Raw genomic sequence first — 21,448 nt, 5'->3', positions numbered from 1 at the left:
TAGATATAATGTACTCAAAGTGAAGAAAGGAGGCATTATGGAATTACAAAAGAAAGTATTAGTGACTGTATTAGTTCTGTTGCTATTATCATCCTTGATGAGTTTTTCTTCTGCTCCAGTTAATGCAGTTGAAGCTTCAAAGTTGTCAAAGAGTTTTAACCAAACACAGCTCACAACAAACGACTATGTGAATGTAATTGTGGAATTAAAAGATGATCCTGTAATTATCTATTCCTTGAAGGAAAAAGGTGATTCAACACTTTTGTCTTTTGGAAGGAGTATTTCTGCTAATGATTATGAAAAAATGCTTACGGAGAAACAGCTTGAACTATTCAGACAGATTAAGACCATCTCACCTGACGCTAAACTTGGATATAGATACCAGTATACCTACAATGGTTTTGCTCTTTCCATAAGAGGTATAGATCTCAAGAAAATTTCACAATTAGACCTTGTTAAAAAGATCTATCCAGGCAGAACCTACACAATTTCTGACGATGTGAGTAATTCTGTGATAGGTGCAAATGCCGTTTCACAACAAATAAAAGATGCAAAAGGAAACCCTGTTGATGGCACTGGTATAGTTATTGCCATAATTGATACAGGTGTTGACTACACTCATCCAGATTTGGGCGGGGGATTTGGACCAAATTACAAAGTTATCGGCGGGTATGATTTTGGTGATAAAGATCCAGACCCTATGGATTTAAATGGGCATGGAACACATGTTGCAGGTATTGCAGCGGCAGATGGTAAAATAAAGGGTGTGGCGCCTAAAGCAAAAATTCTTGCATATAAGATCGTTGCAGGTGGTAGCGGAAATGCATCTACTGAGAATATTATTGCGGGAATTGAAAGGGCAGTAAAGGATGGAGCGAATGTTGCGAATCTTTCTTTTGGTTCGGGAAGTCTTGGTACCTCTGACCCTGAAGATCCTGAAAATAAAGCATTTGATACTGCAGCCGACGCTGGGGTTCTATCTTCAATTTCAGCCGGCAATCAGGGAGCAAGATGTCAAACAAAACCATATCCTTTAGGAGCTCCATCGGGTGCAAGGAAAGTGCTTTCAGTTGCAGCATCAGATGATGGTGTTCATCCTGCAATAAACATAATTTCTCCTAATGTTCCCTCAGGCCAAGGTTTGATTCTTGGAAATTATGCTGATCTTTCTCCTGCTTTCCCAAAAGATCAAGAATTTGAAGTAGTTCCATGTGGCTATGGAAGAACTTCCGATTTTGAAGGAGTGAATGTTAAAGGTAAAATTGCCCTCATATCTCGTGGTCCAATTGGTCCAAATGCAATTTATTTTAGAGATAAGGACTTAAATGCTAAAGAAGCAGGAGCGGTTGGTGTCATAATTTATAACAATATGCCTGGTATTGTTTCGCCTACCTTTAATGTATCTCCAGGTGATGAAAAAAAGAGTATATCCCTGCAATTTTTGTAACTCAAAGTGATGGCCTCTTCCTTAAAGATCTTGTAAATAAAGGATTGAAAATTAAATTTAGTGATATCTCAGGTCTTGGTACAATTGCTTCGTTTAGTTCTATGGGTCCTGCGGCTGATTTTTACTTTAAGCCAGAAATTGCAGCACCTGGTGTTGCAATATATTCTTCAATTCCTGGTGGTGCATATGCAAGTTGGAATGGTACCTCAATGGCAGCACCACATGTCGCAGGAGCAATTGCTCTTTTTAAACAGGCACATCCTGGTTTTGCTTCTGAAGATATAAAGGCCGCACTAATGAACACAGCAGTTATACTCAAGAACTATCAAAATAATGAAACTATAACATGGCTTTTACAAGGATCCGGTCGAGTAAATATTGCAAATGCAATAAATACTCCTGCAGTTATTAAGCCGTATGATATTTTAATGAAGACAGATTCGCTTGCCCCTGTTACCCTAACTATTAAAAATGTGAGTGGATCAAGCCAAACGTTCTCAGTTTCTTCAGAATTTACTCTTGGCAATTCTTCTGGATTAACTGTAAATATAGATCCAGCAAAAGTTACAGTTGCTTCTTACGAGTCTTCTACGATTAAAATCACCTTCTCGGTTGATAATACAAAACTTTCAAAAGGCCCACATGAGGGAGTTATTTGGTTTGATAATGGACAGACAAAGTTGCATGTACCATTTATAATCTGGAATGGCGATGTTGAAATTCCGGAAAAACTTTATGATGTTAGTGCTTCTTCAAATGTTCTTAAGATTGGAAGCAACACAATTGATTTTAACTTTGCTTTTGGATCGGGTTCTGTGATACCTCCAACTGAGCCTAACGAAAGACCTGAGAGTTCAAATATCATAGACCAGGTCGAAATAAGAATAAAAGATCTTTACGGAAATACTATTGGGGTAATCTACAATAAATCTTTACTTTTCCTTGGACATTATAAATTTACTTGGGATGGAAGAGATATTTACGGAAATTATTTCTTAAAGAATGGGACATATGTGTGGCAAGTTGCGGTTGTGGAATCTAATAATGATCAACAGAACCCTATAATTGAAGATACCGCAACTGTTGAAGGTAATTTTGAGATTCAGAATGCACCTCAAAACACTTGCTCAGTTTCACTTGATAAACGATCGATAGCTCAGGAGGAAACTTCGAATGCTACTTTAAGTGTTTCTTTAAGCGATGCGATATCTTCTGTCAATACAATAGTATATTTCAATGCCAATATTGTAAAGGCAGAAAATGTTGCACTCAGCAGTTCTTTAAAACCTGATGATGTCGATACTTATTCTTTAAAGGTTGATAATCTTACGGGCGAAATTTTTGTGAACATTAAATTTAAGCAAGGTCATGAATTGAAGGGAAACTCAAGTTTGGTCTCATTTACATTGAGAGGAAAAGTTTTAGGCACAACAAATGTAGGTTTCAAGGAATCCAGTGTAACTGGCATAAACAATAATGGCATCCTATCGGTATTTGTTCCAACGCAAATTACAATAAACAAAGCCGAAAACCCATGGGATCTTAATAGGGATAAAAAGGTTGATGATGTAGATCTTGCACTTTTTAAACAGGCATTTGGAAGTGAACCAAAGGATTCAAATTATTTACCTCTTGCCGATTTTAACATGGATGGAGTTATTGATGGAAAAGATTTAGTAATATTGCTCTCCCATTTTGGGGAGACATACCCATAGGAAGGGGTGAGGACAATGAAGAGGACATTTTCCTTGTTAATAACTATTGCATTACTCTTTACAAGTATATCATTCTCAACTATTACTAAAGCAGATACAAAACCTCTGTATCAGGTTGGACTTGTTGGTATTCTCCCTGATGATTATATTGGTGCTTTTACGCTTCATACCGCAAATACATATGAAAGTGATTACAAAAGCGATCTTTCTTTTCCAATGCAAGGAATGACATTTACTCCTGATGGGAACCTTGTTGTCCTTGATACAAGCTATGGTAGAGTTCATGTTCTCGACAAAAATCTATACAATATCCTAACATTTGGTGATTTAGGATATGGTGGAGGAAGACTCCAATATCCTGCTGATGTTGCAGTCGATAAAGATGGTAATTTTTACATTGCAGACTTCTTTAATAACTACTTTGCAAAATTTGACAAAAACGGAAAATGGATTTTTAATGCAGGATCTGAAGGTTCTGGGAATGGTCAGTTTAATGGTCCTTCTGGTATTGCAGTAGATTCTCTTGGAAATGTATATGTTTCTGATCAATTGAATGGGAGGATTGAAGTATTTGACACCAATGGCAATTTCAAAACAATTCTTCAAACAGACGTTGTTGCGCCCGGTGGAATGTGTGTAGATTCTTCGAACAATCTATATGTAGTTGATATGCGTTCTTCAGTTGTTTTTAAGCTTGACGGTACTGGAAAGACTTTGTTGAAGTTTGGAAGTGCTGGGACTAATGATGGTCAGTTTGTATATCCATTTGATGTTTCTGTTGATAAGCAAGGAAATATTTATGTATTAGACAGAGGATTAGGAAATAAAGAACATGCTTGCGTTCAGAAATTTGATCCAAACGGTAAATTCCTTATGAAATTTGGTGACAATGCAACAAAAATCCCACAGCCGAACGGAACCTTCCTTACTGCTGGCGGTTTCGCAGTTGACGATAATGGCAATGTATTTGTAATTGACTCTGGCTATTTCTACAGCCCTGGAAATCCATTTGGTTATCCTGTTGGGATAAGACTTACACAGTTTGACTCTAAAGGAAATTTTGTAAGTAAAATTGACTTTAGCGAATATTCCAAAGGAAGACTTATTAACCCTTGGGCTGCTTGCGAAGATTCAAAAGGAAACATTTGGGTTACAAGTTGGACCAATTTTAACAATGTAGGCGAAGTTGATATATTTACCCCCGATGGAAAATTCATTAAGTCAATAAAAGGAATAAGCGACAAAGAGCCATTTAAGGCAATTGGAGGTATTGCATCCGACCACAATGGAAGCATTTATGTAGGACTTAGAGATTTTATTGCCAAGTTCGACGAAAACTTCAATTTCGTAGCGAAAATTGGCGCAGGGAAAGTTTCGAATGTTTTTGGTGTTGCGGTTGATTTCTCAGGTAATGTTTGGGCAGCAAGTAACGGAACTCAATCTATTGTAGGTTTTAAGCCTGATGGTACTTTATTGGGTCAGTTTGCACCAGCACATGCTCCAGTTGGCCTTTATATTGATAAGAATGGTAATTTCTACATTACAACAACCGATGATAACAAAGTATATGTATATGATTCCTCTCAAAAACTTAAAGGCTCTTTTGGCGGTGGAGGAAGAGGAAAAGGTAAATTCTGGGTTCCTTACGGCATTATAGTCGATAATTCGGGAAATATAATAGTTTCAGATACTGAAAATGGAAGACTCCAAGCATTTAAGGGAGATACATTTGATCTTATTTGGTCAACTGAAAGAGAATTTTATGAGCCTGCAATGCTAAGCTTTACTAAAGATGGCAAAATTCTTGTTGCTGATTGCTTCCATAATGTTGTAAGAATCCTTTCTTTTACTGCTCCTGAGCTTCCAAAATATGATTTTACTGTTAGGAGTTCATTGTCAAATGTCAAAGCTAAAGCGGGAGATAGTTTCAATTTTAATATAGTGATTAAGAATACCGGAAGCTCTGATGACTCTTACTCATTGAAAGTTGAAAACCATCTTCCGTCTTCTTGGACCTTTGTTATCAATACAAATAATATTTCTGTGAAGTCTAATGAAGCGGTACTTTTACCAGTTTCAGTAACCGTTCCTGTAAGTGCAGCTCCTGAAGAAGGTGGCGAAGTTACTCTGACTTTTACCTCTAATGGTTCCACCAATCTATCAAAATCTATTACAATTTCTATCTTTACACCAGAAATTCCACCGGTTAAGGTTAGTTTTATAGGAGATAAAGTGCCACTTGGGAATACTGGAACGATCGATCTCTCAATTGATAAAGCAGAGGATCTCTATGGATTGGCAATTACAATTTCATACGACAATACAAAACTAAAAGTTTCGAAAGTTGAACCTGTCTTTAATCTTGGAGCAAATGCAGTTTTCTTGGAGAATCACGATAAGGCGGGCACAATTATTGTGGGGTACTCTCTTGTTGGTAAAGTTAGTGGTGTGTCTGCCTCAGGAAGCCTAATAAGAATTACGTTTACAGGAGTTTCTGAAGGTGACACAAATATAGTACCAACAGATGTTACTTTCTACAATAGTAAATTAGGTATCATAAGAACAGAAAGTAATCCAGTTACGCTATCAGTTTACAACCCTGCGCCGCCAACTCTCACTGTTGATTTTGAAAATGGAACTACAGTCAAAGATTCAAGTTTCTATATCACAGGAAAGACTGACCCAGGTTGCATAGTTACAATTAATAATACTAAAGTAAGTGTTGGAAGCGATGGTCGATTTGCTTACAGCATAATTTTAAGAGAAGGTGCCAATACAATAACAATTGTTTCAACAAATAAATATGGAATATCTAGTAAACTTACAAGAACTGTTTATCTTAAAACATCTACGGTCATAACATTGCAGATTGGATCATCTACATTTACAGTTAATGGTATTCCAGGAACACTTGATTCCCCAACAGTTATTAAGAATTCTCGTACACTTGTTCCGATAAGGGCTATTGTTGAAGCAATTGGTGGCTCCATATCTTGGGATGGGGCTACGAGGAAAGTTACCATTGAATTAGGTACAACTACTATTGAGTTATGGATTGGTAAACCACAGGCGAAGGTAAATGGTGTAACAAAGTGGATAGATGATACTAATCATAAGGTAATGCCAGAGATAATTAATGGAAGGACTATGCTACCTCTTAGGTTTGTTGCAGAATCTCTTGGTGCAAAGGTCGAATGGGATGGAACAACCAAGACGATAACGATAACTTATCCAGCACCTTAAAGATTTATTTGTTTTATGTACTGGCAGAAGATTTTCTTCTGCCAGTTTTTAATTCTATTTAAGCCTCGAATAGACCTTTTTCTCTTTTCCTAAAAGCAAAAATTATTAGTCGTGGAAGCATTGAGGGGGCGGTGTTGTGCCCCCTCAAAATAATTGTCATATCGAGCGAAGTAAGATATCTCCTCTGTTTATATTGGAGAGATTTACAAGTCTCCCCTTCGAACTTCCCCAAAAGGAGGAGATTTCTATTACTCGAAGGGGTAAAATTCCCCCATCAACCATTAGAAAGGGGTACCCCCTTTCTAACTTACCCCCAAGGCAAAATTATTATTAGGGGGAGTGTTGAGGGGGCGATTTATTGCCCTCTCAAAATAATTGTCATATCGAGCGAAGCGAGATATCTCCTCTGTTTATATTTTTATATTGGAGAGATTTACAAGTCTCCCCTTCTAACTACCCAGAAAGGAGGAGATTTCTCAGTCGCTTACGCTCCTTCGAAATGACAATCATTGGAAGAGGGCACATCCCCTTCCAACTTTCCCCTTAAAACAAAAAAATAACTTTTCACTTTCATTTGTCATTCCGAAGGCTTTAGCCTGAGGAATCTCCTCTGTTAGAAATTTAGGAAAAACAGAATTATTTGAATTTCTAAATTGGTTAATGAGAAATATCCTTTATTGAATATTTAAAGAATTTTTTGATATAGATCCTCCCAATTTGGATTAAACTCAGTTATAAGTCTAACTTTCTTTTCTCTTCTAAAATCTTTTAGTTGTTTCTCTCTTGTTATTGCATTAATTGGATCATTGAAAATCTCATAGTATACAAGTTTATTAACATTATACTTCTTTGTAAAACCATCAATGAATTTATTCTTATGTTCATATATCCTACGTTTTAAATCATTAGTAATACCAACATATAGAACATTGTTATATTTGTTTGATAGGATATACACATAGAATTTCTTTTCTTCCATTTTAAAGTGATTATATTAAAAACTATTGAAATTGAAAGGGGGAGATTTCTATTACTCGAAGGGGTAAAAGTCCCCCTTCGAACTACCCCAGAAAAGAGGAGATTTCTCCTCACTGCGTTCGTCGAAATGACGTCGCAATGTCATTCCGAAGGCTTTAGCCTGAGGAATCTCCTCTGTTTCTGGGGAGTATTGAGGGGGCGGTGTTGTGCCCCCTAAAATTTCTGAGAATCCTTTTCAATACATCACTGGAGTGAAGGAAAGTCTATTTTTCTTTTATGAAGCTTACAAGGTAAGCAGGATTTAAGGGTTCTTTTGTTGCAAATTCGACAAGGTCATCCCATCTAAGAGATGCGCCTTTCTTGAACACCCTCTCAACAAAAAATTCGCCAACCTGCGGCTTTATAAAGCCATCACCAAAATTAGCCTTTATATATGCACTAAATTGCGATGCAAGTATTTCACCCAAAAGGTAATTGTGATAATAAACAGGTGAAGACCCAAAGTGAATCTTTGATGCCCAATCAGGATAATTGCGTCTTTCGGGTAGATCAACATATTGAAGCTCATGCACTATGTCATACCAAAGGTTATTGAGGTCGCCATCTGGATTCTTATAGAGTTCCTTTTCAAAGAAAACAAAAGTAATAACCCAACGAGTTGTAATCGCAAGCTGGTATCTAAGAAGTTTCATCAAACGCGGTGAAATTTCTGATAGTTTCTCTTCGGGAATATTAAGGATTTTCTCGTAAAATTCAGGATGTCTTGCAAGTCGCCCAAAAAACATTGCAACAGCTTCTGTTGTGAATATATGTGCCGGATCTCTTAAAATAAATGGAAGGGATTTGTCAATGTATTTGTCATAAACAGCATGTCCATACTCGTGAAGAGTTGTTTCAAGCCACTTTACATCATTTCTAATATTCTCAAGTACCCTAACATCTTTCATCTTATCAATTGAAATCGTGAATGCATGCGGATTTTTTCCTTTTCTTTCATATAGATCAGAACGCTCAACTATATCTTTTATATCAAGACCAATTCGAGAATAAACTTCCATAACAAGCTTCACAATGTCCTTATCCTTTAGATATTCGTCGTAGTTGTAATCGTCAATTGATGGCACTTCTTGGAAGAATAGATCTTCATAAAGCCAAGGCTTTACTTCACTTTTTGGGACTCCAAACTTCTTTGCAATCACTGTATCGATGTCATCTTTAATTTCGGTAAATACTTCGTCTGTATCATTCTTAATCTTTGCAAAGAGTGAGCGAATCTCATCAGTTGAAAGCTCTTGAAGCTCCATCATCATATCGTAATAATTTGAAAAGCCAAGAGATTTTGCATTTTCATTTCGTATCTTTATAAGTTCTATTAGTTTTGGTGCAATTACTCCGCCTATTGATTTTGAGGCAAGGTATGCCTTTTTTCTCTCTTCGATATCTTTGCTTGTTTTTAAGATCTCAACAATGTCGTTTGTTGAAACTTCTTTACCATCGATTTGAGGTCTATAATTTGCGTATATAGTTTCAATCTCAACTTCCCTTTTAACAACTTCTTCAATTGCTTCTTTTGGAAGTTGGTTCGGAAGCATTTCATTAAATAGTATTGTTAATTGCCTTTTTTCAAGTGAATCCAGATTATCGCTGTATTTTTCAAGAGATTCCTTTATCATTTCGAAGAGGTCTCTATTCGATAGGTATAATTTTAACTCTACTTCGCTTTGTTCAAGCTCTTTTGCATATTCTTCTTTGCCTGTTGTTGCAAGATTCCAATATGCAATTGCTGAGGCCTTGTAAAGACGCTCAAGGTCGCTATTCACCTTGTTTAGAAGTTCTTTTATATCCATATGTTCACCACCTTTCTAAAACAATATCTTTCTAATTTAGTTTATCATAAAAATCATTTAAAAGAAAATTTTTCAATATAATTAATTCAATGGAAAGCGAAAATCGTGTAAAGTTAATACTTATACTTATTATTGGTGTTATAAGTGTTGGTGTATCATCAATCCTTATAAGGCTTACAGACGCAGAGCCAATTGTTATTGCAACTTACAGGCTTACCCTGAGTGCCCTTATTGTAACACCCCTTTACATCTTTTACTCTAAAAAGATCTCTTTCAAGGACTCTATAGTATTTGTGCCCCTTGCATTATTCTTATCAACTCACTTCGTCTTGTGGATTTACTCTCTTAAATATACAACGGTTGCAAGTTCAACAGTGCTTGTGACTACAAACCCCATTTTCGTGCCAATTTTTAGTTATATTTTCTTTAGAAAAAAGGTGAAAAGGGAGCTTCTTTTAGGTATTGCTATTGCAATATCAGGGAGCATACTTATTGGACTTTCTTCAAAAGGAAGTGTTGCAAAAGCACCCATTTTGGGGGATGTACTTGCATTACTGGGAGCAGTTGCAGTCTCGCTTTATCTAACCTTCACAAATAGAATAAGGCAGAGATTCGAACTCATTCCCTTTATATTCTTTACATACTCTTACACGGCCATTATCCTTATTATTGTTTCGATTATAACAAGACAAAACCTATTTCATTATCAAGCAAACACCTTCCTTATGTTTTTCCTAGTTGCATTTATTCCGCAGATTTTGGGACACACGGCATATAACTACTCCCTCAAATACTTAGACCCATCGTTTATTGCGGTAACAATCCTTGGAGAACCAATTATCGCAACAATTGGCGCATATTTTATCCTCAAAGAAACCCCATCAGTTTTAGAAATAGTAGGTGCAGTGCTTATCTTGTTTGGTATTTACATTTCAGCACGCGTTGAGGTATAATAAGTTGATATGGCAAAAGTAAAGATAAAAATGTATGCAACTATTAGAGAAAAGTTTAAAGAGGGTGAAGTTGAACTTGATGCCGAAACTGTTATTGATGCAATAAGAAAATTGGTTGAAAAATATCCAATTCTAAAAAATGAAGTGCTTGATGAAAACGACTCACTCAAAAATGACTATATATATTTAGTTAACGGAAGAAATGTCGAATTCCTTCAAAAAGGCAACACACCTCTAAAGGACGGCGATAAAATATCGATATTCCCACCTGTTGCAGGTGGATAAATTTTTGGTTTGGGGCTATTTACTCTCATCGCTTTCTTCACCTTCTGCAAGGGCAGTCCACTTTTTTGCAAGTTCATCTCTTCGAGGTTTATAAACCGCTTCATAAAAATACCTTTGAGAAAGTAAAACGCCTTTGTCATAACTTGAAACGATTTTTAATGCCTCCTCCCAAGCCTTGTCGAATTTCCCATTGAAGCGCCTTTCAACTTCCTTTGCAAAGTCTTCTTCTGTTTGAATTTCATTGCCTATGATGTAGTAAGTCTTTCCATCTAATTCCACTGCATAGGCAATCTCATCGCCAAGATTTACCACTTTGTAACTTTCTTGAATCTTTTTTATCTTATCTTCTGGAAGTTCAGTTTTGCCTATGACAACTTTTTCTGGAGGCTTTGCCCCTTTCGTAGCCTTAAATCCCTTTTTGGCTGCCGCATAGAATATAGCTCGGTTAAGCCCAAAACTCTTTGCTTCATGTAATGGTTTTCCCAACACATATGCCCTTGCCGCCTGAAGTGTTGCCATTACTTGAAATCTCCCAACTGCCATTTTTCACCTCCTACAATATTATAATGCGATAATTATTTAGGCTTTATCTTTCGCCACCATTGAGTTGCAATTGGTGCATCTGATCCAATTTCGTATTTTGAAGAAAGTTCTTTTATGACAATCCCCTCGAAACCTTTTGACAGTGATTCCTTAAGATGTTCTTCAAGGTTTTCCACCTTAAAATATGGCAAAATAAAGATAGGCGGTAAGAATTTAACTGAATTAAGAATTTCTTTCCTTTTCGACAATGGAAGATCTTCAAGAGACCTTCCGTTATAGAAGATTACATCAAAAACATATACAATTGGATCAGCCTTGCCATTATTTGCAAAGACAGATGGGACACCTCTTCTTCCGAGAGTTGAGTAAAGTTCAGCATCAAGCATGGATTTATCGGGGAGATTTTTGAAAGATTCATTAGGTATTATCCTATTAAGTTTATCAGTCCAATCTGGATTTTTCTCAAGTCTTCTCCCAAAATAGTAAATTTTTCCGCCGTTTTTTATGATTTGTAGCCTAAAGCCATCAACCTTGTATTCCCAAATCCAATTTCCTTCAAGCCTTTCTCCAAAATATGGGATAGGTTGCATAGGGTATACAGGGCGACCCGTAAACTGTTCAGGTTCATTTAATAGGGATGACTGCACCTTATTTGATTGTGATGTTCTGCTTGTTTTTTCCAAAATGGGGTATGATTTTTTAGAAAGGCTTTTTATAAAATTGAAGAGTTCAGGATCGTTTTTTAGAGGTGTATTGACATACAAAAATCTCGATATTCTATGTGGACGATTTTCTATTTCTTCACCTTTGATGTTTTTTGTCCCGATAACCCGCCCAATGCGAGGAAGATCATACATACTATCCAACCGCACATTGTATTTTTTAAAAAGCTCTTTATATTCAGAGCGAACATATTGCTCAAATGTTTGTAGGAGTTCAGTTATGTAATATCTGTTATCGTCTGTTATTTGAATTGGTTCTATTTTAAAATAAAGTGCAGCACCATTTCCTGTGGTTGCAATATGAGGCTTTAAAAAGCCCATGGAATTAAAACTTTCTGCAATTTCTGTTGCAATAGCAATTGCATTTTTGAGTTCAATATCATTTGAGGGATAATCCTTCTCTCTTATGGGGTCGAAGTCAAGCACAATGATTTGTAATTTTATAATGTCCTCTGCCTTTGCAGAGGTTTTAAGACCAGGTTTCCGCTCACGAAGGACAGTGTAAATGTTTCTCTTTCCGTTGTATTCCCTTGCAACTTGAACGAATTTTTCGATACCTTTTATAATTTTTATTATAGGATATGTACCATAATTTATAAGGCGAATTTCACTTTCATTCTCATGGGAAAGTATTTCGTAAAAGAGTCTTACATCACTTTCTATAAAGTCCTGTTCTTCCATGATTTTCTCCTTCAAAATATTATCGCACATTATAATACAAAAAGGAAATAAGGAGGAGATTCCTCAGGCTAAAGCCTTCGGAATGACAAATGAAAGTGAAAAGTTATTTTTTTGTTTTAAGGGGAAAGTTGGAAGGGGGATGTGCCCCCTTCCAATGATTGTCATTTCGACGAACGCAGTGAGGAGAAATCTCCTCCTTTTGGGGTAGTTCGAATGGGACTTTTACCCCTTCGAGTAATAGAAATCTCCTCCTTTTAGGGTAGTTCGAAGGGGGATTTTACTTCCTCCAATATAAACAGAGGAGATATCTTACTTCGCTCGATATGACAACCAGTTTGAGTGGGCAACAACCCCCTCAATACTCCCCCAAAAACACATCAAAGAATTGTCAATCCGAGGAACGAAGTGACGAGGATTCTCAGCCTTTTTAGGGGGGAGTTAGAGGGGGAGAATTTCAAATCCCCCTCTAAATAAGGTATTCCTCGTGGCTACGCGACTTCGGAATGACAACCATTTTGAGGGGGAAACAACCCCCCTCAATACTCCCCTGAAACAGAGGAGATTCCTCGCCTTCGGCTTCGGAATGACAAATGAAAATTGACTTTGGAATGACAACAAATTGCCTTCGGAATGACAAATGAAAATTGGCTTTGGAATGACAAACCATTGAGTGGAAGAACCGTATCCCCTTCTAAATTTGAAAATCTTCGAACTTCATTCAATAAACACTAAATAAAAACAATTTTAGGTTAATATATAAAGTGGAACCCTTTTCTTCTATTAGTTAATTGGATATTATACCCTTTTACAATCGGGTAATCCTATCTATTTTGATATAAGGATTGTCAAAGCAATTGAACGGAGTTTGGATTCGGCTTTATCTGCACGCGACGGTATCATAATAGGTCTTGAGGCTCCTACAACAGTCACTGCAAGTGGTTTTCCACCAATATACTCAACTGCTTTTCCAAGTATATTTCCTGACACTATATCGGGAGTTATAAGAATATCTGCATCACCTGCAACATCTGAAACAATACCTTTTTTCTCTTTTGCATAAACAGAAAGTGCATTGTCAAGTGCAAGCGGTCCATCAACTATACACCCTTTTATTTGGCCTCTCTCCCACATTTTTCTAAGCATAGCTGCATTCAAGGTTTCAGGCATATCAGGATTTACAACTTCAACTGCACAAAGTAGCGCAACCTTAGGCATAGGGTTTCCAAGTTTATTTGCAACAAAAACAGCATTATCAATTTCCTTAACAAGTGTATCAATGTCAGGGCGAATTAAAACTCCCCCGTCTGATAAGAGTATGATCTTTTCTCTTCCTTCATAATTTGATTCAAATGCTGCAACACTTGTAATAATTCTATCAGTTCTAAGCCCCCAATCTTTATTAAGAACTGCCTTTAAAAGGGTAGCAGTTTTTACTGAACCTTTTAGAAGTATGCCTTCGTTTTTAACAGTTTCAACTGCAATTTTGCACTTTTCTTCATCATCCTTTGAATCAATAACATCTTTTATAAATCCTTTATCTTCAAATTCCTCAAAAATCTTGTCAAACTTCTCCTTGCTTCCTATAAAAATACCAACACCAATTCCAATTTTGTAAGCATCGAATACTGCTTCGACTGCATCTCTATCTTCCCCCACAACAACAATTGGAGTTTTTCCAACGCCTTTGAGATGCTCAATAATTTCCTGGAAATTTTTAAACATAAAAACCTCCTTTTAGTCTTTAATAGGAATTCTTCTCATAAATGTAAGAGAAGCAAACGCCACAATAAAGGCAATCACAGATATAGGGAAAATAACAAATTTTGTCTTAAACGCATCAGCAAAACTACCAGCAAGAACAGGAGCAACGATATTTGCAGTTTGAGAGAAAAGATAATAGAAACCAGTGTATGTGCCTTGTGTTTCAGGTGTCCCAAAATCAATAACTGTTGGAATTGCATTCACAATGAAAAGATCCCACAAAATACCACCAAGTGCAAAAAGATACTTGTGAATAGAGTAATTCTTAACAAAAACAACAACTCCAAACACAAAAACAAGTCCCAAAAGACCAACAAGCATAGGAAGTTTTCTTCGATATTTTTTACCAAGAAAACCTGCAGGGATTGAAAAGGCAATAAATGTAATAAAGAAGATAGAAAGATTTAGTTTCGCCATCTGCTCGCCAACAGTTGGAGAAAGTCCAGATTCCATACTCATAAAAGCGGTGTAAAAAGTTTCAACGGTATTAACTCCAATCCAACCAAACGCAACTGAAAGAAGAAGAAACAAAAGAGAAACATTCTCTTTTTTAAATAAAAGCCCAAATGACTTAAATATACTAAAAGGCTCTTCGCTTTCACCTTCACTTCTATATATGGCATCTCTTTTTTCATTTACGGAAAAGAACACAACAAGTGCTCCAATTACAATAAAGATACTTGCAACGAAAAATCCTAAAAGTCTATTCACCGATGAGATCATTCCCACAACAAGTATTCCGAATATGCCACCAATACCTGTCATTAAGTTCATAATTGAGTTTGCAGGGGCCCTATCCTCTTTTGGGGTAATGTCTGCCATAAGAGCAATTGTCGGAGACCTTTGGACTGACATAGCCGATACGGCAAAAAATATTGCAAAAAATACATACATAAATGGCAACTCAAAATGTGCAAAAAGTGCTATAAGAAAGAAAAAGAAAGCTCCACCTAAAAGGCCACCAAGAATGTAGGGCATCCTTTTTCCGATTCTCGTGTTTGTCCTATCAGAAAGCATTCCTACAAGTGGAAGAAGTACAAGACCAAGAATGTTATCAATGTTCATAACCCAACCTGTAAGGGTATTAGAAAGGTGGTAAATTGTTTGCACAATAATTGGGATATCTGTGTTATAAATACCCCAAAAGAGTTGATCCGAAAATGAACTCATCCCCAAAAGGAATACCTTTTTGAAATTTGCCTTGGGTTTTATTTCAGCAGAATTCGTTTCCATTTTCCCTCCTTAAGATTGTCTTTATGAATTCAACACTTTTATTAAAAATAATCTCCTTGTCAAAATCCTCGGTTGCAACATGATATGAATTTTTAAGATGAACAAGGAAAATTTCATCAGAGCCAACGCTTCTAAGGGTAATTAAAACGCTTTCATATGGAATTACATGATCTTCAAGAGATTTGAAAATAAGAAGAGGTGCGCTTACATTTGGAAGTTCTTCTTTTATAACTTCCATAAGCTTCATAAACTCATAAAGTGCATTCAAAGAAATGTAATCATACGCAAGACCTGTTTTTGATTTATCTTTGATGTCAGACCCTGGATCATAGACAAATTTTATAAAATGCCTCAAAATTGGGACAAGCAACAATTTAAAACTCTTTTTGAGGATAAGCGCATGATTTACAAGGATAAGCCCTTTAATATCCTTAAACTTTGTTTGCAGATGAAGAGCAAGTGCTCCACCCATTGAAAGCCCAAAGGCAAATATTTTATCGGTTTTCTCACTTAACTTTCTATATGAATTTTCAACATCATTAAACCAATCTTCATAATTTACTTTTTCAAGATCCATGTAATTTGAATTATGTCCTGAAAGAGATGGCATTTCTATAATAAATCCATTATTTTCGAACTGATCCTTTAAATAGGATAGAGTTTTAAGATTTCCTGTAAAGCCGTGAATAAGTAAAATCCCTATATTTTTGTGCAAATCCATAATCTCCTCTTTAAGATTATAAATAAATGCAACAAAAAAACAAATATGTGTAAGTCTTTCAAAAAATTTCCTTAAAAAAATTAAAATAGTATCATCGAAGTCTTAAGAAAAACTTTTAATGAACCTTTCTCTTGACAAAAAATTTTTTTCTATTATAATTAAAGTGTAGTTTAGAAAAATTATAAATTAGGAGGTGGGTAAGATGGAAGAAATTAAGAGATTGCCTTTATTAGGAGAGAAATTCCCAGAATTTACTGTTAAAACAACTCATGGTGTTAAGAAATTACCAGATGACTACAAAGGAAAGTGGTTTATACTTTTCAGCCATCCTGCTGATTTTACCCCTGTTTGCACAACCGAGTTTGTAGCATTTGCAAAGAGGTATGAGCAATTTAAGAAACTTAATACTGAGCTTATTGGACTTTCAATTGACCAAGTTTTCTCTCACATTAAATGGGTTGAGTGGATTGAAAACACACTAAAAGTCCAAATCCCATTCCCTATAATTGCAGACGATAGAGGAGCAATTGCAGAAGCACTTGGAATGCTTCATCCAAGCAAGGGCACAAACACTGTTAGGGCTGTATTTGTAGTTGATGACAAAGGCATTTTAAGGACGATGCTCTACTATCCACAGGAACTTGGTAGAAATATGGATGAAATTCTAAGAATCGTTGAAGCACTACAAGTTTCTGACAAAGAAGGCGTAGCAATGCCTGCAAATTGGCCAAATAACGAACTCATTAAAGATGAGGTGATTATACCACCCGCAGATAATGTAGAGGCTGCCTCTAAGAGAATGAAGGAATACACTTGCTACGATTGGTGGTTCTGCCATAAGAAAGTAAAATAAGTCCCGAAAACCGATAAATATAAAAGGCGGGGTAATTACCCCGCCTGTATTTTAAATCCTCCTTTTTCTTATTTAAAGTTAGCTTCCCCTATTTCAAAACCTTTTTCAAATGCCTTAATATTCAAATTTACATACCGCGGCTTAAAACTCTCCTTTATTGCCTCAACAATGAATTCCTTTTTGAGAGGAAAATTTGGAACAGATGCACCTACTCCCAATATGACCATATTAGAAAGGATGCTATCCCCAACTTCTTTTGCAATAGCCTCAGCATTCACAGGAATAACAACCTTAAGATATTTTTTTAATTCAGAAAGATATTCGTCACTTGAAAGATATTCTGAAATTCCAAGTGACGCTGTAAATGGCACAATTTCTCCGGTATTAACAATTGCAAAAGTATTTTCATTTAATTTTGGAAGGGCACGCAAAGCCTCAAGAGGCTCAAAAGATAGAAGTAAATCTGCGCCTCCTTTTTTAATAATGGGGCCATTTACATCGCCTATTCTAACCTCAACTGGAACCACCCCTCCCCTTTGGGACATTCCATGAATTTCGGAGGTTACAACATTTAGGCCTTGTTTTATACAAGCTTGACCTATTACAATTGATGTCTTTACCACTCCCTGACCACCAACGCCTGTAATGTAAATATTATATTGCATCATATCACCTCAAGAATATGATAATAGCAACTTTAAAAATTTCAAAAAAATTTCAAAGTCATCATCTTAAAAGTTTAAATTTCGAGAGATACTTTTATTTATTCTTTAACTCTTTAAGCATCTCCTTTATTTCTTTGAGTTCTTGATAGCTCCTATATGCGTTAAGACTGATGTTATGAAGCCAAACAAATGGCAATACTGCAAGGGCAACTACAAGAATCACATAAATAAACAAAAGTCCTTCCATTTAAAACCTCCTTTTAAAATTTTCACATTAAAATTATAATGGAATGGAGGAAAATATGGAAACAATTCCAACGATTTATAAAAACCTATGTCCAAACTGCGGAAATGATATTGATGACGAAAGGTTAAAATTAGGGCTAACATGTAAAGTATGTCTTGAAAAAATTGTCCCAAAAGAACAAATCTGTAATTACCTTAAAATCGATCAATTTCAGCCTGTTTGTAATTTAAGAACACATATGCAAAGATTCAAAAAGACATTCGAAAACATTACAGGCTTTACACTATCCTCACTTCAGGAGATGTGGGCAACAAGGTTTTTCCTCGATAACTCCTTTGCACTCATTGCCCCAACGGGAATTGGCAAAACAACATTTGGGCTTGCGCTTTCAAAATATATCTCAGAAAATAACATTGGTTTTGTGTATCTAATTTTCCCAACAAACATCCTTGTAAAACTTGCAAAAGAAAAGTTATTAACTTTTGGAATTGAAGAAAACGATATCATCGCGTATGACTCAAATCTCCCCAAAAATACGCTTGAAGTTCTTAAATACCGTATCCAAGAAGGAGATTTTAAAATCCTCATAACAACTACAAACTTTCTATATAAAAACTTTGATATTGTGCCAAAAGGTTTTTACTCCCTTGTACTAATTGACGATGTTGATTCAATACTCAAGAATTCAAAAAATATCGACAAAGTGCTAAAACTCTTGAACTTTAACGATAATGATATAGAAAAAGCACTAAAACTCATTGATCTTAAGAGACTTTCAGTTAAAAATAAGGTTAACCCACAAACATTACAAAGTGCAATTGAAGAAGTAAACAAAATTAAGGAAAAAAAGAAAGGTGTTTTAATCGTTTCATCTGCAACAACAAACCCAAAGTCAAAGAAAGTTTTGCTCTTTAGAGAACTCCTTGACTTTGAAGTAGGGCGCGTTGTCTCAACCTTGAGAAACGTAGTCGATGCGTACAAAATTACACAGGATGACCTTACAAAAGCTGCTCTTTCAGAAATTAAGAAATTAGGAAAGGGTGGTCTTGTATTTTTAAATGCAGATTACACAAAAGAAGATCTTGAAAAATTCGTGCAATTGCTCAATAAAAATGGCGTAAAGGCAGCTTCCTATGAAAACCTTGCAAAAGTCTTAAAGGATTTTAAAGAAGGAAATCTTGATGTACTTGTAGGATTTTCCACTTACAGAAATCCACTTGCAAGAGGCATTGACCTCCCATCAGTTATAAGATATGCACTCTTTTTAGGTGTTCCAAAGATGAAGTTTTCGCTTAGCACAACGGAGGGAAATAGAGGCATATACTATGCAATTCTTTTGCTTATTCCACATATTACAAGAAAGAAAATCCTTCCTGAATCTGAAATGACAAAAATCTTTAGACACCTGAACATTCTTAAAAGATACTCAAATTTTGTTGAAGAGGGTATCGAAAGTCCTTATCAAAAGGCCTATAATGAAGCAATAAATTATTTCAAGGAACTACTTAATAGAGAAGATATTTTAAAAATTGTAGAAGAAACTCCTGATATTGCCCTTCACAGGAAAGGGAATGAACTTTCATTCATAGTTGTCGATATCACAGGCTACATACAGGCATCTGGAAGGACTTCACGCCTCATAGCAACAGGACTTACAAAAGGACTTTCTCTCATTTTGACAAATGATTTCAAAATGCTCTCAGTCTTAAGGAAAAAACTCAAATGGTTTATTGGAGAAGGAGATTTATTACCTTACGAGAGTCTTGACCTTGAAAGCATCCTTAGAGAAATTGATAACGACAGAGCACTTGCACAAAAAATAGAAAGTGGGTTTATCCCAAAAGAAGGTTTGAAGTTTAACACAAAACTCGTAATTGTTGAGTCTCCTAACAAGGCAAGGACAATTGCGTCTTTCTACGGTAAACCAGTAAGAAGGCGCATTTTAAATCTTGATGCATTTGAAATCATCATGAAGGACACAATCCTTACAATTGCTGCATCAAAGGGGCATGTCCTTGACCTTAACAAAACAGAAGGGTATTTCGGAGTTTTAAAGAATGGTGAAACATTCATTCCAATTTTTGAGCCAATTGATGAAGATAGAGAAAACATACTTAAGGCACTTAGGAGATTATCCTTGGAAGTTAATGAAGTTCTTCTTGCATCTGATCCAGATACAGAAGGAGAAAAGATAAGTTATGACCTTTTCCTTAATCTTTCGCCATATGCAAATAACATAAAAAGAATCGAATTTCATGAGATTACAAAGTATGCATTTGAAAATGCAATAAGAAACTCAAGAGAATTAAATATTAAACTTGTTAAGGCACAATTTTTAAGAAGGATTGCAGATAGATTTGTAGGCTTTACAGTTTCTCAATACATCCAGAAAGAAAAGGCTTTAAAAACACTTTCAGCAGGAAGAGTGCAAACGCCAGTCCTTGAATGGATTGTTAAAAGAGGAATTGAGGCATCAAAAAAATACCCTTATTTAAGAGTATTCTTTAATTCGAAGATGATTGAATTCAAGCTTGAAAGACCAATAAATAAAGAAGAGCTTGATAATATTAACGAGATCTCAGTAAAAATCCTTGAGACAAAAGATGAGAGAGTTTTTGTAAAGCCATTTGAAACCTACACGCTCTTAAAGGAGGCATCTAATAAACTAAAACTGCCCGTATACACAACCATGCAACTTGCCCAAGATCTCTTTGAAATGGGATTAATTACCTATCACAGAACTGACAGCATAAGAGTAAGCGATGCAGGTGTTAGAATTGCAAAAGAATACATAGAAGAACATTTTGGAAACGACTTTTTAAGCATCAGAACATACTCACAAATTGGCGGCGCACATGAATGCATTCGTCCCACAAAGGCAATGGATGTAGAAGATTTAAAGTCATACCTTACAATAAACACTATTTTAGGAATCACTCCACTTCACCTAAAACTCTACGATCTCATCTTCAGGCAATTCATTGCATCGCAAATGAAAGAGACGGTTTTGGAAGTTGGAAAAGTCTTGTTCTCACTTACTTTTGATGACCTTGTGCTTCAAAAAGAGGAAGACTTGAATATCAAAATTGTCCATGAAGGTTTTAATAAAATTTTACCTGTTGAGGTATATCCAATTGCCGAGGGAAATATACAAATTACAAATAAAATCCTTATAAGAAGAAGTGAAGTTCCATTTTATACGCATGCAACAATAATTCAAGAGATGCAAGAAAAAGGAATCGGTAGGCCATCCACATATGCGATCACAATTGAAAAGCTCATTGCAAGAAAGTATGTTATAGATAGAAAAGGTTTCTTAATTCCAACAAAACTTGGCATAGAAGTCTTAAACCTTATAAAGAAAAACAAAAAAATCTCACCTTTTGTAAGCGAAGAATACACGAAAGAGCTTGAAAAAAGAATGGATGAAATTGAACTTGGCATTCACGACTATAACAAAGAGATAGAAAAAATTTTCTACGACCTTGAACTTGAAAAATTGAAGGAAACAACAAGCTTAATACTGGAAGATTGAGTAATGTTTACTAAAGTTA

General features: G+C 35.8%; 16 protein-coding genes. 7 read left to right on the top strand and 9 right to left on the bottom strand.

Translation table 11 applies throughout. The features are described from left to right. Positions 1–37: 37 nt before the first annotated feature. The 3 genes from ACMV0E_RS05330 to ACMV0E_RS05320 are packed head-to-tail and all read left to right on the top strand — an operon-like array spanning position 38 to position 6,405. The gene (locus ACMV0E_RS05330) at positions 38–1,447 is read left to right on the top strand and encodes a S8 family serine peptidase (protein ID WP_416085345.1); all 1,410 of its coding nucleotides are present in this window, start codon (positions 38–40) and stop codon (positions 1,445–1,447) included. A gap of 44 nt (positions 1,448–1,491) precedes the next feature. After that, the gene (locus ACMV0E_RS05325; protein ID WP_416085344.1) at positions 1,492–3,162 is read left to right on the top strand and encodes a S8 family serine peptidase; all 1,671 of its coding nucleotides are present in this window, start codon (positions 1,492–1,494) and stop codon (positions 3,160–3,162) included. Positions 3,163–3,177: 15 nt separating this feature from the next. After that, positions 3,178–6,405 carry a stalk domain-containing protein gene (locus ACMV0E_RS05320; protein WP_416085343.1) on the top strand — a complete coding sequence of 1,076 codons (3,228 nt, stop codon included), beginning with the start codon at positions 3,178–3,180 and terminating at the stop codon, positions 6,403–6,405. Between the two features lie 685 nt (positions 6,406–7,090). Here ACMV0E_RS05320 and ACMV0E_RS05315 read toward each other — a convergent pair. Together ACMV0E_RS05315 and ACMV0E_RS05310 are read right to left on the bottom strand one after the other, a co-directional pair. Continuing rightward, complete coding sequence (locus tag ACMV0E_RS05315; RefSeq protein ID WP_416085342.1) at positions 7,091–7,384, bottom strand: GIY-YIG nuclease family protein; 294 nt, start codon at positions 7,382–7,384, stop codon at positions 7,091–7,093. Positions 7,385–7,646: 262 nt separating this feature from the next. Beyond that, on the bottom strand, positions 7,647–9,230 hold the full coding sequence (locus ACMV0E_RS05310; protein WP_416085341.1) for a M2 family metallopeptidase: 1,584 nt from the start codon (positions 9,228–9,230) through the stop codon (positions 7,647–7,649). Between the two features lie 89 nt (positions 9,231–9,319). Between ACMV0E_RS05310 and ACMV0E_RS05305 the strand changes: the two genes are divergently transcribed. Together ACMV0E_RS05305 and ACMV0E_RS05300 are read left to right on the top strand one after the other, a co-directional pair. Then, entirely contained in the window at positions 9,320–10,183 is an 864-nt protein-coding gene (locus ACMV0E_RS05305; protein ID WP_416085340.1) for a DMT family transporter, read from the top strand. A 9-nt stretch (positions 10,184–10,192) separates the two neighbouring features. Continuing rightward, positions 10,193–10,468 carry a ubiquitin-like small modifier protein 1 gene (locus ACMV0E_RS05300; protein ID WP_416085339.1) on the top strand — a complete coding sequence of 92 codons (276 nt, stop codon included), beginning with the start codon at positions 10,193–10,195 and terminating at the stop codon, positions 10,466–10,468. Between the two features lie 15 nt (positions 10,469–10,483). Here ACMV0E_RS05300 and ACMV0E_RS05295 read toward each other — a convergent pair whose 3' ends face one another. The 5 genes from ACMV0E_RS05295 to ACMV0E_RS05275 all read right to left on the bottom strand — a co-directional run bounded on the left by ACMV0E_RS05295 (position 10,484) and on the right by ACMV0E_RS05275 (position 16,129). Next, positions 10,484–11,011, bottom strand: a complete 528-nt coding sequence (locus ACMV0E_RS05295) for a hypothetical protein (RefSeq protein WP_416085338.1) — start codon at positions 11,009–11,011, stop codon at positions 10,484–10,486. 32 nt (positions 11,012–11,043) lie between these two features. Continuing rightward, entirely contained in the window at positions 11,044–12,414 is a 1,371-nt protein-coding gene (locus tag ACMV0E_RS05290; RefSeq protein ID WP_416085337.1) for an ATP-dependent DNA ligase, read from the bottom strand. An 825-nt stretch (positions 12,415–13,239) separates the two neighbouring features. Further along, a complete protein-coding gene (locus ACMV0E_RS05285; RefSeq protein ID WP_416085336.1) occupies positions 13,240–14,136 on the bottom strand; it encodes a phosphate acyltransferase in 897 nt (298 codons plus the stop codon). Positions 14,137–14,148: 12 nt separating this feature from the next. Next, positions 14,149–15,408 carry an MFS transporter gene (locus ACMV0E_RS05280; protein ID WP_416085335.1) on the bottom strand — a complete coding sequence of 420 codons (1,260 nt, stop codon included), beginning with the start codon at positions 15,406–15,408 and terminating at the stop codon, positions 14,149–14,151. Further along, complete coding sequence (locus tag ACMV0E_RS05275) at positions 15,389–16,129, bottom strand: alpha/beta hydrolase (protein WP_416085334.1); 741 nt, start codon at positions 16,127–16,129, stop codon at positions 15,389–15,391. The genes ACMV0E_RS05280 and ACMV0E_RS05275 overlap by 20 nt, the downstream gene beginning before the upstream one ends. A gap of 202 nt (positions 16,130–16,331) precedes the next feature. Here ACMV0E_RS05275 and ACMV0E_RS05270 point away from each other — a divergent pair, with 202 nt between their 5' ends. After that, the gene (locus ACMV0E_RS05270; RefSeq protein ID WP_416085333.1) at positions 16,332–16,982 is read left to right on the top strand and encodes a peroxiredoxin; all 651 of its coding nucleotides are present in this window, start codon (positions 16,332–16,334) and stop codon (positions 16,980–16,982) included. A 68-nt stretch (positions 16,983–17,050) separates the two neighbouring features. Here ACMV0E_RS05270 and iorB read toward each other — a convergent pair whose 3' ends face one another. Further along, positions 17,051–17,650 (bottom strand): indolepyruvate ferredoxin oxidoreductase subunit beta, encoded by a 600-nt coding sequence (gene iorB / locus ACMV0E_RS05265; protein ID WP_416085332.1) that lies wholly within the window; start codon positions 17,648–17,650, stop codon positions 17,051–17,053. A gap of 91 nt (positions 17,651–17,741) precedes the next feature. Next, positions 17,742–17,894: a hypothetical protein gene (locus ACMV0E_RS05260; RefSeq protein WP_416085331.1), complete on the bottom strand. Its 153-nt coding sequence runs from the start codon at positions 17,892–17,894 to the stop codon at positions 17,742–17,744. A 55-nt stretch (positions 17,895–17,949) separates the two neighbouring features. On the opposite strand from ACMV0E_RS05260, the gene rgy reads away from it, so the two are divergent. Beyond that, positions 17,950–21,429 carry a reverse gyrase gene (gene rgy / locus ACMV0E_RS05255; RefSeq protein ID WP_416085330.1) on the top strand — a complete coding sequence of 1,160 codons (3,480 nt, stop codon included), beginning with the start codon at positions 17,950–17,952 and terminating at the stop codon, positions 21,427–21,429. Positions 21,430–21,448 lie beyond the last annotated feature (19 nt).

This window comes from Caldisericum insulae (assembly GCF_047785965.1).
Lineage (GTDB): Bacteria > Caldisericota > Caldisericia > Caldisericales > Caldisericaceae > Caldisericum > Caldisericum exile_A.
The sequence above is the reverse complement of the archived record's forward strand: the minus strand, read 5'-3'. Positions and strand labels throughout refer to the sequence as shown.